The following is a 15,095-nucleotide window of genomic DNA, read 5'->3' as shown; positions in this document are numbered from 1 at the left end:
TAGGAGCGGGTCCGAGAAGGTCGAAGCGCGAGCCGTTCCGTCACAAGATCGTCCATGGCGGCTTCATATCCAGGTGTCGAGCCACATGCGGATGTGCCAGTCGGGATACGGGATCGTCTGCCCCGTGTAGATCGGGAAGAAGTAGATGAAGTTCCAGGCGATGAGCAGGACGAGCGTGCCCGCCGCCACCGCTCCCCGATGGCGGCGTTCGGCACGCGCGCCCGGCGGTCCCAGCAGCGCACCGAGCGTCATCGCCACGGCCAGGCACAGATACGGCACGAACACGACGGCGTAGAAGGCGAAGATCGTGCGGTCCTGGTACAGGAACCACGGCAGATACCCCGCGCCCACGGCACACAGCAGGGCGCCCGCGCGCCAGTCGCGGCGCAGGGCCCACCGGAAGAGCAGATACACCAGGGCGCAGCACGCCGACCACCACAGCATCGGCGTGCCCAGGGCGAGGATCGCCTGCGAGCAGCCGGTGATCGCGTGGCAGCCTGCCTCCCCGGGTTCGGGCGACTGGTAGGAGAACAGCACGGGACGGCCGAGGACCAGCCAACTCCACGGGTTGGACTCGTACTTGTGGAACGCGTCCAGTTCCACGTTGAACCGGTAGACACCGTACTCGTAGTGCCACAGGCTGCGGAGCGGTGCCGGGATCCACGACCAGGTGCCGCCGCGGCCGTCCGCCCAGTGCCGCCCGTAGCCGTCGTCGGACAGGAACCAGCCGGTCCACGTCGTCACATAGGTCACCACGGCGACCGGGACGAGGGACAGCACCGACGGGCCGAGATCCTTGCGCAGCACCGCCCGGTACGGTCGGCGTGCCCCCGCGACGCGGCGGGCGCCGACGTCCCACAGCACGGTCAGGACCATGAAGAAGGCCAGGAAGTACAGGCCGTTCCACTTGGTCGAGGCGGCCAGACCCAGGCAGAGGCCAGCCGCGAGCCGCCATGGCCGCCATCCCGTCCCCGCACGGTCACCGGTGTCCCGGTCCGGGCCGACGTGCCCGTCCACGCCCACCGGCAACGCCGCGGCGAGCCGGGCCCGCGCATGGTCCCGGTCGATCAGCAGGCATCCGAAGGCGGCCAGGACGAAGAACATGACGACCAGGTCCAGCAGCGCGGTGCGGCTCATCACGTAGTGCAGGCCGTCCACCGCCATCAGCGCGCCGGCCAGACAGCCCAGGAACGTCGAACGGAACAGACGGCGTCCGACGCGGCACAGCATCAGCACCGACAGCGTGCCCAGGACGGCCGTCATGAAGCGCCAGCCGAACGGTTCGAGACCGAACATCCACTCACCGACGGCGATCACCCACTTGCCCGTGGGCGGGTGCGCGACGAAGCTCCCGGTGTCGGAGAGCGGGATCACCTGGGGGTCGCCCAGGACCTGCGGGTCGGCGACCTTGCGGTCCGGCCAGGTGCCCTCGTAGCCCAACCGCAGCAGGGACCAGGCGTCCTTGGCGTAGTAGGTCTCGTCGAAGGCGAGTTCGTGCGGCTGCCCGAGGCGCCAGAAGCGAATCGCTCCGGCCAACAGGGCGACGAGCAGCGGTCCCAGCCAGCCCATGGCCCTCGCGACGCGGTACGCCGACACCGGCCCGAGCCCCAGGCGTTCCCAGAACCGCGTCGCCGGCTCCGGGAAGGGCGGGACCAGGCGTTCGCGGATGTCACTCCGGGGGCGTGCGGTGTACCCGAACCCGCGCAGACGGTCGGTCCAGTCGGTGGGCGCCGTCGTCGGACGGGGGCCGTGGAGCATCGCGGTGAAAGAGTCCTTCGAGAGTACGGGCTGTGCGGTGCCGGTGGTCGGTCCGCGGGGGTCGGGGCGCGCCCGGAGGCTAGCAGGGGCTCGCCGACGACGAACGTGTGCGTGCCGCTCACCCGGAGCGCTGCCGAGGGCCGGGTTCCTCGACGTCCTCCATCAGCACGGTGAGCAAGGGGCCCTCGACGGTGCTGTCGTCGAGCGCGACACCCATGTACGCGACGATCACCTCGATGACGGGGCCGAGCCCGGGGTGGTCCGCACCGGCCGCTTCCAGACGTGCCTGTACGGCGTCCCACCAGCGGCGCGTCGACAGCGTCCTGCTGACCGGCTCTCCCGGCTCGAACAACTCGGTGCACTGCCGGTCGGACCAGTGCTCGAAGATGTTCATGCCGGTCCCGCCCAGGACGACGGAGAAAGTCTCCGTGCCCCGGGAGAGGACGGACAGCACTTCGGGCATCGCCCCGTCGACGCCCGATCCCTCCTCGTAGCAGAAGGACCAGTCACCGAGTGAACCCACGCGCAGGGCCGACCTGCTGACGTCGAGTGCGGTGCCGTCGTGGAGGAAGTCGCGCGCTTCCTCCAGGTCGAACAGCTCGGCATGGGCCGGATCTGCTCCGTACCGTTCCAGGACCTCTTCCGGCGAGATGCCGTGGGTGAACGTCACGCACCACGCCTCACCGCCGACCCAGCGCCAGGAATCGGATGGCAACCCGCTCACTCCCGCACCCCCGCACGTTCGCTTTCGGAGATCGTAAGGGGCACACGCCCGATCAGCTCGGGGCGGTGTGATCCCGCAGGTCGGTGCCAGGCCGGTGGACCGCTCCCTCTACGCCGAGGTGCAGCATGTCCCCACCGAGCGGGCGGCCGGCCGCACCGGGGCCGAGGACGGCCAGGAAGGGCCGCCGGGTGCGGCCTCGGGCGGCTCCTCTGCCGCGGTCCTGCCGCGGTCGCCGGTGACTCCTCGTCGCGCCGCATCGGGCCGCGCCGCATCGGGCCGCGCGGCATCGGGTCGGGCGGCATCGGGTCGCGCCGCATCGGGTCATCGCTGCTCGCCGGTCCTCGGCCCCGATCCGGCGGCGGAGGAACCAGGGGCGGGCTCCGGTGCCCCCTCAGCCCCAGGTCGAGCGGATCGTCGGGCGGCCCCGGGGCAGCCGCGTGGCTGGGCCGTTCGCGGGTACTCGGGGTCGCGCCGAAAGGCCGACGGGGCCGACGGGTACGGATGCGACAGCGGATGCGGATGCGGATGCGGATGCGTTTCACTCAGGAGAGGAGCGGGACATGGGCCACGGCGGAGACGTCATCGCCGAACTGACCACGGACCACGGGGAAGTGGAGGAGATGTTCGGCCAGCTCGAGGCGCTGCCCTCCGGGGACCCCCAGCGCAAGAAGTACGCGGACAAGGTCACCATCGAACTCGTGCGTCACTCGGTCGCCGAGGAGGCGTACCTCTACCCGGCAGTCCGCGAGCACATCCCGGACGGGGACGAGATCGCCGACCGGGAGCTGGAGGACCACGCCGAGGCCGAGCGCACCATGAAGGCCCTGGAGGGGTGCGAGGCCGACCACCCGGACTTCGACCTGCTGATCACCCAGCTGATGACCGAGATCAGGTCGCACATCCAGGACGAGGAGAGCAACCTCTTCCCCCGGCTGCGCGCGTCCTGTTCGGCGGACGTCCTGAACAGTCTCGGCGAGAAGGTCCGCACGGCCAAGAAGACGGCACCGACCCGGCCCCACCCGGCGGCCCCGGACACCCCGCCGGCCAACAAGCTGCTCGCCCCCGGCATGGGCCTCGTCGACCGCATGCGCGACGCGCTGACCGGCCGGGGCAAGGACGACTGAGACCCGTGGACGACTGGACCCGTGAGCGAGCCGAGTAACCGTTCCCCGTGACCGACACCCGTACCGGACGGTTCTCCGTACCAGCAGGACCGGGTTCCGTACCGGATGGCGATGGGCCGGCAGAGACAGTTCCGTCTGTCTCTGCCGGCCCATCGCCGTGCCTCGCCCCGCTCGCCCGCGTCGTCCGCGGACGAGCGGGTCAGTCGTCAGTCGTCACCCCTGACGATGTTCGAGTCCGTCTCGGCCCCCGTCATACGGGGTCCGTCCCGGTCCGGGAGGGCGGGAAGGCACATGCGCACACCCTTCCCGCGCCGACGGCGGGCCTTGGCCCAGCCGCTCTCGCGGACGACGAGCTTCTCGACGGAGTGCGTGCTCACGGTGTCTCATCCACTTTCCGGTCCGGGGCCGGCCGTAGCCCGGGGACGGGCTGTCACGGCACCGCTGCTTCGTATGCGCCCCACCGGGTGCCCAGCGCGCCGCAGCCCAAACCGCTGCCGCCACTCGCGTCGCAAGCCGCTCCCTCGGACGGTCGGGGCCCGGCCCCCGGGGCCCAGGTGCCCCTGGGTCCGCGCCGGCCGGGGATCGTCAAGCTGATGTCGGCGGGGGTTTCCGAGGTGTGGGGAGGCCAGTCGGGGGGACTTGGTGGGCAGGCCGGATTCGGCGGCGTTCCCCTGGGGGTCGGCCCGGCCAGGCTTCTCTGGTTCTGACAACGTGCCGGAGGAGCCGTCCCCCAACGCAACCGTCAGAGGCTGCCCTGCTCGCAGACCCGGCGGGCGACCTCACGGAGCTTGATGTTGTTCTCCTGCGAGAAGCGGCGCAGCACGTCGAAGGCCTCCCCCTCGGTCAGGTGATGGCTGCCCATGAGGATGCCCATGGCCTCGCCGATCGCATGGCGGGTGGCGACGGCCTGCTCCATCTGGGCGTGGGTGCGGGCACTGGAGAAGGCGACCGCCGCGTGCGAGGCCAGCAGCCAGCCGGCCAGCTCGCTGACCTCGGTGAAAGCGCCGGGCTTGCGCGAGTAGAGGTTCAGGGCGCCGAGATCTTCGTCCTCGGTGAACAGCAGGAAGCCCATCATGCTGCCCACGCCGAGACGGTGCGCCCGTGGGGCGTAGGCGGGCCAGCGCGGGGGCTCCTCGGTGAGGTCGGCGATGCGGAAGACCCGTTCTCCGTCCGAGCTGAGCGCGGCGTCGAAGCAGGGCCCCTCCCGTAGCCGTTCCTGCAGCCGGTCGCTGTCGAGGACCAAGGGGTCGGTGGGGGCGAGTGTCTTCACCGTCGTGCCGTTCAGCACGAGGATGCCGGCCGCGTCACAGCCTTCCACCAGCTCGGTGGCCGAGCTGGTGATCCGCTCCAGCGTGGCATCGACCGAGTGCTGCGCCAGCAGATCGCGAGCCATGGACGCCATCTGCTGTGCGAACCGGTCCCAGTCCACCCCGTCCTCCGCTCACGCTCGTCCCGGACAGCCCTCCTACCCAGCCTTGCACGCGCGCCCCGTGGAGACGCGGCTACGACAGCCGCCTTCCCGGGGCCGCGGCCGATTACGCCACCGCCGTCGCGTCGTACGGGCCGCGTGCCGCGGCCGCGTGCTGCGTCACCGGGTGGCCCACCACGTCGATCACCGTGGAAGGTCCGGCCACCGTGCGATCGTGGTCCGTCGAGTCCGTCGAGTCCGTCGAGTCCGTCGAGTCCGTCGAGTCCGTCGAGCTGCGTCGCATCGAGGTGCTTCCGTCGTGAATTCGCGGTCGGCGGGTGCGTCTCGCCGACGACGTGGCACTTGGTGTGTCATGGAGTGGACCGGCAGGGTGGTGCGGGAGGTGCGGCGGCGCGGTGCGGCCGCCGTGGAGACGGTGCGGTTGGCGTGGGCGGGGCCGGGCCGTGAGCGGGACCTGGTGGCGCAGGCCGGCAAGGCGGCGCTGGCCGCCTGGGTGGCGTGGGCGGTGGCGGGCTGGTGGCTCGCCGCGCCGATGGCGTTCGTGGCGCCCTGGGTGGCGGTCGTCCTGGTGGAGTCGACGGTGTACCGGTCGCTCGCGCACGGCCTTCAGCAGCTCGCGGCGATCGCGGTGGGCACGGTGGTGGCCACCGGGGCGGCGCTGGTGCTGGACAGCACGATGGTCACGATGGCCCTGGTCCTGCCGACGGTGCTGCTGCTGGGCCAGTGGCAGCGGCTGGGGAGCCAGGGGGTCTACGCCGCCACCGGCGCGCTGTTCGTGCTGACCGGCGGCCAGGTCACCGTCGCCGCGTCGGGCGCCCGGATCGCGGAGGCCGTGTTCGGTGCCGTGGTGGGCGTCGTCGTCAACGCGCTGATCCGGCCCCCTGTGTACCTGCGCGACACCCGCGCGGCGCTGCAGGACGCCGCCATCGAGGCCGAGGAGATCCTGGACGCGGTGGCGGACGGGCTGGCCGCCGGCGAGTGGGACGGGCATCAGGCGGGGGAGTGGCACGAGCGCGCGCTGCGGCTGGGCCGTCTGGTCGACCAGGCCCGGTCGGCGATCGGCTGGAGCCGGGAGAGCATGCGCGTCAACCCCAGGGGACGACGCAGGCATGCCACCGCCCCGCCCGGCAAGGCGTACGCAGACGCGCTGGCCGTACTCGACTACGTAGCCGTCCACACCTCGGGCGTGACGCGGACGGTGTGGGAGACCGCGGACCACGGCCGTAAGGCGGCACGACCGGCCGAGGCGATCGCCCGCCCCTACGCGGACTTCCTGCGCCGCACCGCCCAGGCCGTCCGGCTCTACGGCCGGACCCGATTCGCCCCGAGCGGCCACGACGACTCGGCCGCGGAAGAGCTTCGCGAGGCCGTCGGAGAACTCCACCGCTCCCTCGACGCATTCCGCCGGCGGCTGCCGGGCGCGGTCGCCGACGACCCCGACGCCCTGGTGACCTACGGCACGCTGCTGGCGCAGGCCCATCGCCTGGCCGATCAGCTCGTCCAGGACTGACACTCCGGCCGCTCACAGGGCGGCGGCGCGGCCGGTCCCGGTGGCCGGTTACTCGCCCGACGGTGCGGTCAAGGTGACGCCGAGGGGTACCGGAGTGCCGAAGTCTGGGGTGCCGTCCGCGTTCCAGGTGAACTTCTGCGCTCTGGTCGATCGGTTCATGTCGCAGCCTCCGGAGGCGGAGCTGTTGGCGTGGTAGACCATCCAGTCCTCGGTCCCGTCGGGCGACTTGAAGAAGCCGTTGTGACCGGGGCCGTAGACACCGTTGGCGTTGGACCGCTGGAAGACCGGGTTCGGGGACTTGACCCAGGAGGACGAGTTGAGCGGGTCGCCGCCGTTGTACGTGAGCATCCCGAGCTTGTAGTCGGGCGTGGAACAGTGGCTGGCGGAGTAGACGATGAAGGTCTTGCCGCCCCGTTGCAGGACTTCGGCGCCCTCGTTGACCGCGCCGCCCACCGTCTCCCAGCTGTAGGTCGGCGTGGACAGCACACGGCGGGTGCCGCTCGCGGTCCACGGGTTCGACAGCGGGCGGATGAACATGGGCTGCGAGCCGTTGTAGTACGTACCCAGGAGGTAGAGGCTGCCGTCGAGTTGCAGGATGCCGGGATCCAGCTCCCAGGTGTTGTCCTGGGTCGGGTCGAGCAGGTCGGCCTTGAAGCTGTAGGGGCCCATCGGGTCCAGGCCGGCGCTCTCCAGGACGTGGATCCGCTGGGTGCCCAGGTCGAACGGCTCCCGGCCGGCCGTGTAGTAGAAGTACCAGCGCTTCCCGTTGGGGCCGTCCAGGAGATGGAACTCCGGGGCCCACATCGTGCCCGCCCCGTTGGGCCGGGTCAGGTTGAAGATCACCTGTTCGTTGGCCGTGGCGAGTCCCGCGAGGGTGCTCGACCTGCGCATGGTGACCGTCGAGTTCCATGTCGTGGTGGCGAGGTAGTAGAAGCCGTCGTGGTACGTCAGCCACGGGTCGGGGCCGCGCTGGGCCAGCGGGTTGGTGAACGTCCTCGGGGCCGTGCCGCCGCCGGTGAAGCCGGGCAGCCGCCACACCCTGCCGTTCGCGGTGGCGCACGGCAGCTGCACCAGGTTGGTGTTCGAGGCCGACGAACCCCCGCTCGGCGCGACACACTTGCCCGAGCCGACGGAGACCAGGTTGAAGGTCTTGTCGGTGCCGGCGACCGACACCGGCGCGATCCGCCACTGCTGGTTGGTCGCGCCGTGGCAGGGCCACTGGATGACCGCGGCGTTGTCCGCGGTCGAGGCGCCGTACACGTCGACGCACTGCCCGGACCGGGTGGTGATCGTGTAGGTGTCGGTCGTCCCCGAGACCGGTGTGAAACCCAGACTCTGGTTGGCCCCGCCGCCGCAGGCGAAGGCGCGGAGCTGTGCGCCGTTGGTGGTCGAACCGCCGGGAAGATCAAGGCAGTTGCCGCCGTTCTGGTTGACCCCCGTGGAGGTGAAGGAGACGGCGGCGGCAGCGGGTTGCGGTGCCACCAGGAAGGCGACCGCCATGGTGACCGACGCGAAGAACGCCGACAGGATTCTGGGACGAGTCACGGTCCGTACACCTTTGCTTCGAGGAGTCCGACGGAGTTCGTGCCGTTGCCGGTGAGCAGCACACGCAGTCGTGTGGTGCTCGTGGCGTTGAAGGAGACGGTGTTGTACTGGTTCTTGGCCAGCGGGTAGGTCCCGGCGCCCGGCACATCCACGTACGCGCCACCGTTCCAGTACTGGAGCTTCCACGAGGCGGGCATGTCGATGCCCTGGTCGTCGTCGAAGAAGTACACCTCGGCCTTGTTCAGGGTCTTTGCGGACGGCCAGGTCAGCTCGGCCCACTGCTGGCCCGTCTCCGGCCACGTGCCCCAGCGCGGGTTCACGGTGTCGTCGGACGACGGCGGATCGATCCCGTCGTTGACGGCGGTGACACTCTCCCAGGAGGAGGTGTACGACGCCGACGCCGTGGCCGACGTCGCCAGGTTGCCCGGCGGCTGGACGCCACCCCGGTTGAACACCTTGACCTCCGTGAGGCCCGTCTTCGCGCCGGAGGCGTGGGTGGCCAGGACCCGGATGCGCTGGGCGCTGACCGCCGGGAACCGCACCTGGTTGTAGTTGGCCCGTGGCGCCGCCGGACTCTTCGTCTGGTCGGGGACGTTCACCCAGGAACTGCCGTTGTGGTACTGGATGGTGTACGCGGAGGGCGCCCGGTAGGTGCTGTTCGCCGGGCGGCTGTCCTTGAAGTGCAGCCGGACCTCGTTGAGCGTGCGCGTGGTGCCGAAGTTCAGCTCGTACCAGTCCTGGCTGTTGGCGGAGCCGCCCGCGCCCCAGAACGGTTCGTTGGTGGGGTAGCCGTCGACCGCTCCGGAGACGTTGCCGCCGGACCCGGTGTGGGAGGCGGACGCGGTCGCGCCGGCGGCGAGGTTGGTGAGGTCGGCGGTCAGGTCGACGCCGGCCTTGGCGAGCATGTCGACCATCTGCGGGCTGTCCTGGACGACCTGGTGGGGGGCCTTCAGCCCGGACTTGGCGGTGTGGTGGGTGACCGTGCCGTTCGTGGTGACGTCACCCGTGGCCGGGTCCCAGGTCAGGGGCACCAGCGAGCTGACGGTGGCGACCCGGTCGCCGTCGACGTAGACCGAGTAGCCCTCCGGGATGCCCGGGTAGCGCACCACCCCGTCGGCGGGGTCGTCCCAGACGACGGACAGGTCTGCGCCCCGGTAGCGGAGGTTGTTGACGGTGAAGTGGCTCCAGCCGATGTCGATCGGGGAGAGCTCGACCTTGGCGTCGTTGCGGGGCCGCAGCCCGGCCACGTCCTCGATGACGGTCCAGTTGCTGCTGCCGAGGATGTTGTGGTGGATCCACGAGCGGTAGTCGATCGAGCTGCCGTTCCAGTCCGCCCAGAACTCGTTGGCGTCGGGCCACTGGGTGTTGCCGCCGACGTACTGCGCCCAGGTGTTCCAGTAGAGGAGCTTCTTGTAGTCGGTCGCGTTCATCCAGGAGTTGGGGTAGTTGCGCAACACCGATGAGTACAGCCGGAACTGCACGGTCGAGTTGATGGTGGAGAAGTTGTTGGAGCCCGGCTCCCCGGCGTCGGCCGCGGCCTGCTTGTCGACCTGGTTGGCCGTGTAGAAGGGGAAGATCGGATACTGGGCCGGGTCGTCGTAGAGCCGCAGGGCCTGCCGGTACGTCGCGGTGTTGGGGACGGCGCCGACGGAGAACGGGTAGTAGTTGTTGATCTCCTTCCAGGGCACCCACTCGTTCGTCGACTTCAACCGGTGCTCGAACAGCTGCCTGTTGGGGTTCCAGAGCACGTTGACGATCGCGTCCTTGATCTGCGTCGCCAGCGTACGCATCTCGGTGGCCTTGGCCGTGTTGCCGATCGCCTCGTAGGCCTGGGCGGCGGCCAGCGCGCCGCTGTACTGGTAGGCGGACTCGGCGCGGTCCATGTTGCCGGGCTTCCAGTGGAAGGAGACGGCGTCGGCGTCGTTGCCGGTCAGGGCGCCCCAGTCGTACTCGATGAGCTTGTTGTCGTCGTGGTCGTAGTACGCGAGCTGCCCCTTGACGTCACCCTCCGCGTACCGGGCCAGGTTGGCCGCGATACCCGGCTGGCCGCCGTGGATCTGGTAGCTCTTCCAGGCCGCCTCGGCGATGTACTGGGTGTAGCTGTTGGACCAGTTCTCCGGGTCACCCGGGTTGTCGAGGAAACGGCCGCCCTTGGAGGTCTGGCCGACGCTCAGCCAGTCCCCGTACGCGTAGGCCGGGTTGCGCAGGTACTTGAGGTCGTCGATGTGCATCGGCTGGGTCAGCGCGATCGCGTTGTTGTAGCCGAGGACGCCCTCGGTGGAGGTCGGGAACTGGAAGGTCTGCCCGGGGATGTCCGCGTCGAGGCTGTTGAAGCGCATCAGCCACCAGCGGTAGTAGATGTTCTTCTTGATCGCCGGTTCGGGCACGTCGATGTACGGCACGTTCTGCGCCCACCACAGGTTGTAGGCCCTGACGTGGGTGGCGAACGCGGTCGCGGGCGAGTACCCCGCGTAGGCGGTGTACTCGGTCAGCGACTGCGGGATCTCGTCGGTGACGAAGCCCATGACGACCTTGGCCGTCACCGTGGCCCCGGCCGCGATCGTCACGGACCGGTTGAGGCCGCCGCTGGAGACGCCGAAGCCGTCGCCGGTGAGCCGGGGACGGAGCGTCGTGAGGTTGTTGTAGGCGTTGACCTGCCCGGTCAGCTCACCGCCGGTGCCGGAGGTGGCGTACGGCGAAGTCGCCCGCAGCTGAAGTGTCGTGGAACCGGAGCCGTTGTTCTTGATGGACAGGTTGGTCACGGCGACGTTGTTGTCGGTGATGAACTTCGTCTGGTCGACCGTGATCGAGCCGCTGGTGTGCACGCTCTTCCAGTGGCTGGGCGTCTGGCGGCGCTGGGCGACCTGTTCGGTGAAAGTGCCCGGCGTGATCGCCACGGTGTAGGCGCTGCTGTCGTTGACGCTCTCCCAGTAGGCGACCTTGCCACCGAAGCCGAGTTGGGAGGGGGTGTGCTCCTTCATGAAGAGCGCCCGGCCGCGGCTCATCAGCCAGGGCCCGGCGGGGTCGTTGCCGGAGCGGGCGAGCAGGCGGTCCATCCAGAAGTCGGTTCCCGAACTCTCCGCGTCGTAGACGGCCTTCATCATGTCGCCCGGTGTGTGGGCGACGGGTGGTGCGGGGATCGCGGGCCCGCCGAAGGTGGGGAACCCGATGGTCTGCGCCGCGGCGGCCGGGGGAGCGGCGACGACGGAACATGCGCTGAGCGCCAGGGCGGCGAGGAGACACCTCGTGCGCCGGCGTCGTACCAGGAGGACGTGCGGTCTTCTCATCGGATGCTCCCTGTCCCGTTGACAACACGCGTTCGCTCGCGATGGCACCGACGTTCGTGAACCGGGGAGTGCGGAAACGACCTGAAAGGTTTTCGCAACGTAGGAGCGGGCTGTTGAAGTGTCAAGAGAGCTGGGAGAGGCCCGAGTTCGTGGACCGAGCGGTTCAGGACAGTGCGAGCGTCCCCTCTCCGGGCGCCGGGGCGATCGAGAGGGCCGCCGCAGCCCCCGGAAATCCTTTTCGGTTCCTTTCCGGGCGCGCGTCCGCGGGCACGGCGGCCGGGCTCACCGACGTGGCGAGCGGCGGACCGTCAGGACGGCGACGTCGTCGTGCCGGCCTCCGCCGCCCGCGTACGCGCGGGCGTCCTCGTACAGGGCCCGGGGCAGCTCGGTGGGGGAGAGGCCGAGGCGCTTGGCGAGGCGCTCGTCGACCGGGTAGAACGTGCCGTCGGCGGCCCGGATCTCGGTGAGACCGTCGGTGCTCAGCAGCAGCGTCGCGCCGTCCGGGAACGTGAACCAGTCGACGGTCGTGGGTTCCAGGGCCAGCTCGGCGAGACCGAGCGGGACGCCGGAGTCCAGCGCGGGCGTGGTGACCGTGCCCTCGTGCATCACATGCGGCAGGACGTGCCCGCAGTTGACGGCCTGTGCTTCCTCGGTCAACGCGTCGATGCCGATCACCAGGGCGGTGACGAAGCGCTCGTCGTCGCCGGTGTTCTCGGCGTAGGAGTTGTGGCGGACCACGGCCGCGTCCAGGGCGTCGACGAGCGCGGTGAGCGTGGACTCGCGATGGGCCGCCTCGCGGAAGGCGCCGATGACGGCGAACGCGGCGCCCACGGCGGCCAGTCCCTTGCCCTGCACGTCTCCGATCAGCACCCGTGTCCCCCAGGGCGAGGCGACGACGTCGTAGATGTCGCCGCCGACGAGCCGGTCCTCCTGGAGCGGCTCGTAGATGCCGTTGACCAGGACGTCGTCGGTGACCAGAGGGAGGGGGTGCAGGATGTGCCGTTGCATGGCCGCGGCCGTGGAACGCAGCCGCAGCATCTCGTACTCGCGTCCGATCCGCCGGTGGCAGGCGTACACCGAGGCCACACCCAGGGCGAGGGTGAGCAGAACCAGCAGGAGGCGGTCGAGCCATCGGTCCGCGTCGACGTTGCGCACCACCGCCGTGGTGGTGACGACGAGCGTGGTCCACGCGGCGACGAAAGCCGTCTGCCGGACGGTGCACAGCGCCGACGCCGTCCCCGGCAGGAACACCAGCAGTCCGAGGAGCCACACCTCGGACCCGGACAGCACCCCGAGCGCCTCCACCAGGGCCGTCACCGCCAGCACGCCGAGGACCAGTTCGGCGTTGCCCGGCGGCTCGATGGCCTCGAAGGCATCGACGGCCTCGACAGGTCTCTTCCGGCGGCTACCGGCCATACGAACTCCCGGGCAGATCGTGATCTCCCCGTACGTTAAGCCGGGCCCCGTCACGTCCGAGAGACGCCCCGCCGATCCGGGCCCCCGGGGGGTCTGCCGAGCAGAGTTCTCGGGGTCTGCCCGTCGGCCTCTCCGGGGGGCTTGCCGAGCCGAGTTCCGGCGGGTGCGCCGATTCGGTCGCCCCGGAAGTCCGCCGATCCGGCCCCTCCGGGGGGCTTGCCGAGCCGAGCTGCGGCGGGTGCGCCGATTCGGTCGCCCCGAGGGTCCGCCGAGCCGAGCTCTCGGGGTCTGCCGATCCGGCCTCCCGGGGGCCTGCCGAGCCGAGCTCCCGAGGGTTTGCCGAGCCGGTCCTCAGCGGGCCGGTCGGGCAGGGGTGACGTGGATCTTCGGTCCGGCTCCCGCTCCGGCCGGGCGTTCACCCGCGAGCACCGGGCCGACCTCGTCGAGGGCGACCGTGGCGGCGACGAGCGGCCGGGGATCGACCGTGCCGGCCGCGTACGCGCGGATGGTGGCGTCGAGGCCGGGGGAGGCGGAGAGGATGCCGACGGCCGTGACGTCCTTGAGGACGAGGGCGCGGGTGTCGATCCGACTGGGCCCGGCGGCCAGCCCGATGTACACGACGCGGCCCCCCGGCTCCACCAACTCCAGGGCGCTGCCCGGCAGATGGGCGGCGTTCGTGGCGTCGACGACAGCGTCGAAGGGCAGGTCCGGGAGGGAGTCCTCCGTCCAGGTGTGCGCGAAGCCCAGGCCGCGTGCGAAGGCGAGGGAGTCGGCGGTCCGGCCCATGAGGTGGACCTCCGTACCGGCGGCGCGGAGGAACAACGCGACCAGCACTCCGATCGTCCCCGGCCCCAGGACCAGGGCGCGGTCCCTCGGCCGGGTCGCGGCGGCCTGCGCGGCGCGGAGAGCGTTGCCGCCCGGCTCCACGAGCGCTCCGAGCACGGCGTCCACGGAGTCGGGCAGGGCGTGCAGGGAGGAGGCCGGTACGGCGAGCCGCTCGGCCAGGGCGCCGGCCCGGCCCCCGCGTATGCCGACCTCCTCGCGCCGCTCGCACACGTGCTGGTCGCCCCGGAGGCAGCGGCGGCAGTCCCCGCAGCCGAGCATCGTGTCGCCCATGACGCGACGGCCGACCCAGCCGGGGTCGACACCGTCGCCGGCCGCCGACACCCGCCCGGCCCACTCGTGGCCGAGCCTCATCGGGTAGGCGGAGTGCCCTTGGTGGAGGTAGGCCATCGTGCCGGTGAAGAACTCCATGTCCGTGCCGCACACCCCGACCCGCTCGACGTCGACGACGACGTCACCGGGCCCGGCCACCGGCGCCGGAAGGTCCTGGACCTCGTACGCGCCGGGGGCGGTGAGGACGAACGCGCGCATGAGGTTCACCGGTCTTTCTCCAGCAGCGGGCGGGGGTGGGCGTGAGCCGGGTCTTCAGCGGGGTCTCATCGGTGCGGCTCGCCGAGGCGACCGAGGAGGCCGCGGATCTCGTCGAGCGCGTCGACCAGGGTCGCCAGGGGCGTCCGGTAGGCCAGCGCGCTGACGCTCACGGCTCCGGACGGGGTCGTCGGCGAGGTGAGGAACACGGGCAGGGCGAGGCAGTTGACCCCGGTCTCGGTCTCCTGGTCGTCGACGCCGTGGCCGCGGGCTCGGGTGGCCGCCAGCTCACGGTGCAGACCGGCGGCCGTGCACGGCGTCCGTGGCGTACGACGTTCCAGGGGCGAGCCGCCGATCCACGCCTCGACCTCCTCCAGGGTGGTCAACCGCCCGGCGAGCAGCAGCTTTCCGGCGGCGGTCGCGTGGGCGGGGTTGCGCCCGCCGATCGTCGACGTCAGCCGGACGGCACCGGCGGGCGGGTCGACCTCGGCGCGGTGGACCACCTCACGGCCGTCGAGCACCGTGTAGTGCGCGGTCTCGCCGAACCGGTGTGCCAGCGCTTCGAGCACCGGGCGGACGCGCAGGTGCTCGGGCCGTGCCTCGTGGTGGGCGAAGGCCATGCGCAGGAACTCGTCGCCGAGCCCGTAACGGCCCCGGGCGTCCTGGTCGGCGAGCCCGGCCCGGCGCAGCGCGCCCAGCGCCCGGTGCACGGTCGGCTTGGGACTGCCGATCGCCCGGTTCAGCTCCTCCAGGCCCACCCCGCCGGGGTACCGGGCCAGCTCCTTGAGGACCGCCAGCACCCGGTCCGATCCCACAAGCCGGCTGCCCCCGGCACCTGTCGGGCCGTCCTCACCGAGGTCTGTCGATCCCTCGTACGGCTGCGTATGCTTCATCGCGTTCCGGACTGTAGACCGCCGTACCGATAGCCGGA

The 15,095-nt window shown here is 71.0% G+C and carries 11 protein-coding genes; 2 read left to right on the top strand and 9 right to left on the bottom strand.

Translation table 11 applies throughout. The features are described 5' to 3' along the window. Positions 1-63 precede the first annotated feature (63 nt). Positions 64-1,758 (bottom strand): dolichyl-phosphate-mannose--protein mannosyltransferase, encoded by a 1,695-nt coding sequence (locus OG202_RS06255; RefSeq protein ID WP_326584749.1) that lies wholly within the window; start codon positions 1,756-1,758, stop codon positions 64-66. Positions 1,759-1,876: 118 nt separating this feature from the next. Continuing rightward, complete coding sequence (locus OG202_RS06250) at positions 1,877-2,482, bottom strand: DUF6461 domain-containing protein (RefSeq protein WP_326584750.1); 606 nt, start codon at positions 2,480-2,482, stop codon at positions 1,877-1,879. A 560-nt stretch (positions 2,483-3,042) separates the two neighbouring features. On the opposite strand from OG202_RS06250, the gene OG202_RS06245 reads away from it, so the two are divergent. Then, on the top strand, positions 3,043-3,606 hold the full coding sequence (locus tag OG202_RS06245) for a hemerythrin domain-containing protein (RefSeq protein ID WP_326584751.1): 564 nt from the start codon (positions 3,043-3,045) through the stop codon (positions 3,604-3,606). Positions 3,607-3,812: 206 nt separating this feature from the next. Here the strand turns inward: OG202_RS06245 and OG202_RS06240 are convergent, their stop codons facing one another. Both OG202_RS06240 and OG202_RS06235 read right to left on the bottom strand, forming a co-directional pair. Further along, positions 3,813-3,983, bottom strand: coding sequence for a hypothetical protein (locus tag OG202_RS06240; protein ID WP_326584752.1), 171 nt, complete (start codon positions 3,981-3,983; stop codon positions 3,813-3,815). Positions 3,984-4,348: 365 nt separating this feature from the next. Beyond that, positions 4,349-5,035 carry a GAF and ANTAR domain-containing protein gene (locus OG202_RS06235; RefSeq protein ID WP_326584753.1) on the bottom strand — a complete coding sequence of 229 codons (687 nt, stop codon included), beginning with the start codon at positions 5,033-5,035 and terminating at the stop codon, positions 4,349-4,351. A gap of 352 nt (positions 5,036-5,387) precedes the next feature. Here OG202_RS06235 and OG202_RS06230 point away from each other — a divergent pair, with 352 nt between their 5' ends. Then, positions 5,388-6,545 (top strand): aromatic acid exporter family protein, encoded by a 1,158-nt coding sequence (locus OG202_RS06230; protein WP_326584755.1) that lies wholly within the window; start codon positions 5,388-5,390, stop codon positions 6,543-6,545. 48 nt (positions 6,546-6,593) lie between these two features. On the opposite strand, the gene OG202_RS06225 is transcribed toward OG202_RS06230, so the two are convergent. The 5 genes from OG202_RS06225 to OG202_RS06205 all read right to left on the bottom strand — a co-directional run bounded on the left by OG202_RS06225 (position 6,594) and on the right by OG202_RS06205 (position 15,057). Continuing rightward, a complete protein-coding gene (locus OG202_RS06225) occupies positions 6,594-8,090 on the bottom strand; it encodes a family 43 glycosylhydrolase (RefSeq protein ID WP_326584756.1) in 1,497 nt (498 codons plus the stop codon). Then, positions 8,087-11,377 (bottom strand): discoidin domain-containing protein, encoded by a 3,291-nt coding sequence (locus OG202_RS06220; RefSeq protein ID WP_326584757.1) that lies wholly within the window; start codon positions 11,375-11,377, stop codon positions 8,087-8,089. Before OG202_RS06220 ends, OG202_RS06225 begins: the two co-directional genes overlap by 4 nt. Before the next feature lie 282 nt (positions 11,378-11,659). After that, positions 11,660-12,793 (bottom strand): PP2C family protein-serine/threonine phosphatase, encoded by a 1,134-nt coding sequence (locus tag OG202_RS06215; RefSeq protein ID WP_326584758.1) that lies wholly within the window; start codon positions 12,791-12,793, stop codon positions 11,660-11,662. Between the two features lie 351 nt (positions 12,794-13,144). Then, the gene (locus OG202_RS06210; protein WP_328224653.1) at positions 13,145-14,167 is read right to left on the bottom strand and encodes a zinc-dependent alcohol dehydrogenase; all 1,023 of its coding nucleotides are present in this window, start codon (positions 14,165-14,167) and stop codon (positions 13,145-13,147) included. Between the two features lie 65 nt (positions 14,168-14,232). Then, entirely contained in the window at positions 14,233-15,057 is an 825-nt protein-coding gene (locus tag OG202_RS06205) for an IclR family transcriptional regulator (RefSeq protein ID WP_326584759.1), read from the bottom strand. Positions 15,058-15,095: the final 38 nt, after the last annotated feature.

Origin of the sequence: Streptomyces sp. NBC_00310, assembly GCF_036208085.1 — a bacterium.
Classification (GTDB): domain Bacteria; phylum Actinomycetota; class Actinomycetes; order Streptomycetales; family Streptomycetaceae; genus Streptomyces.
Note: the sequence above shows the minus strand (reverse complement) of the source record. Positions and strands in the feature narration are given on the sequence as shown.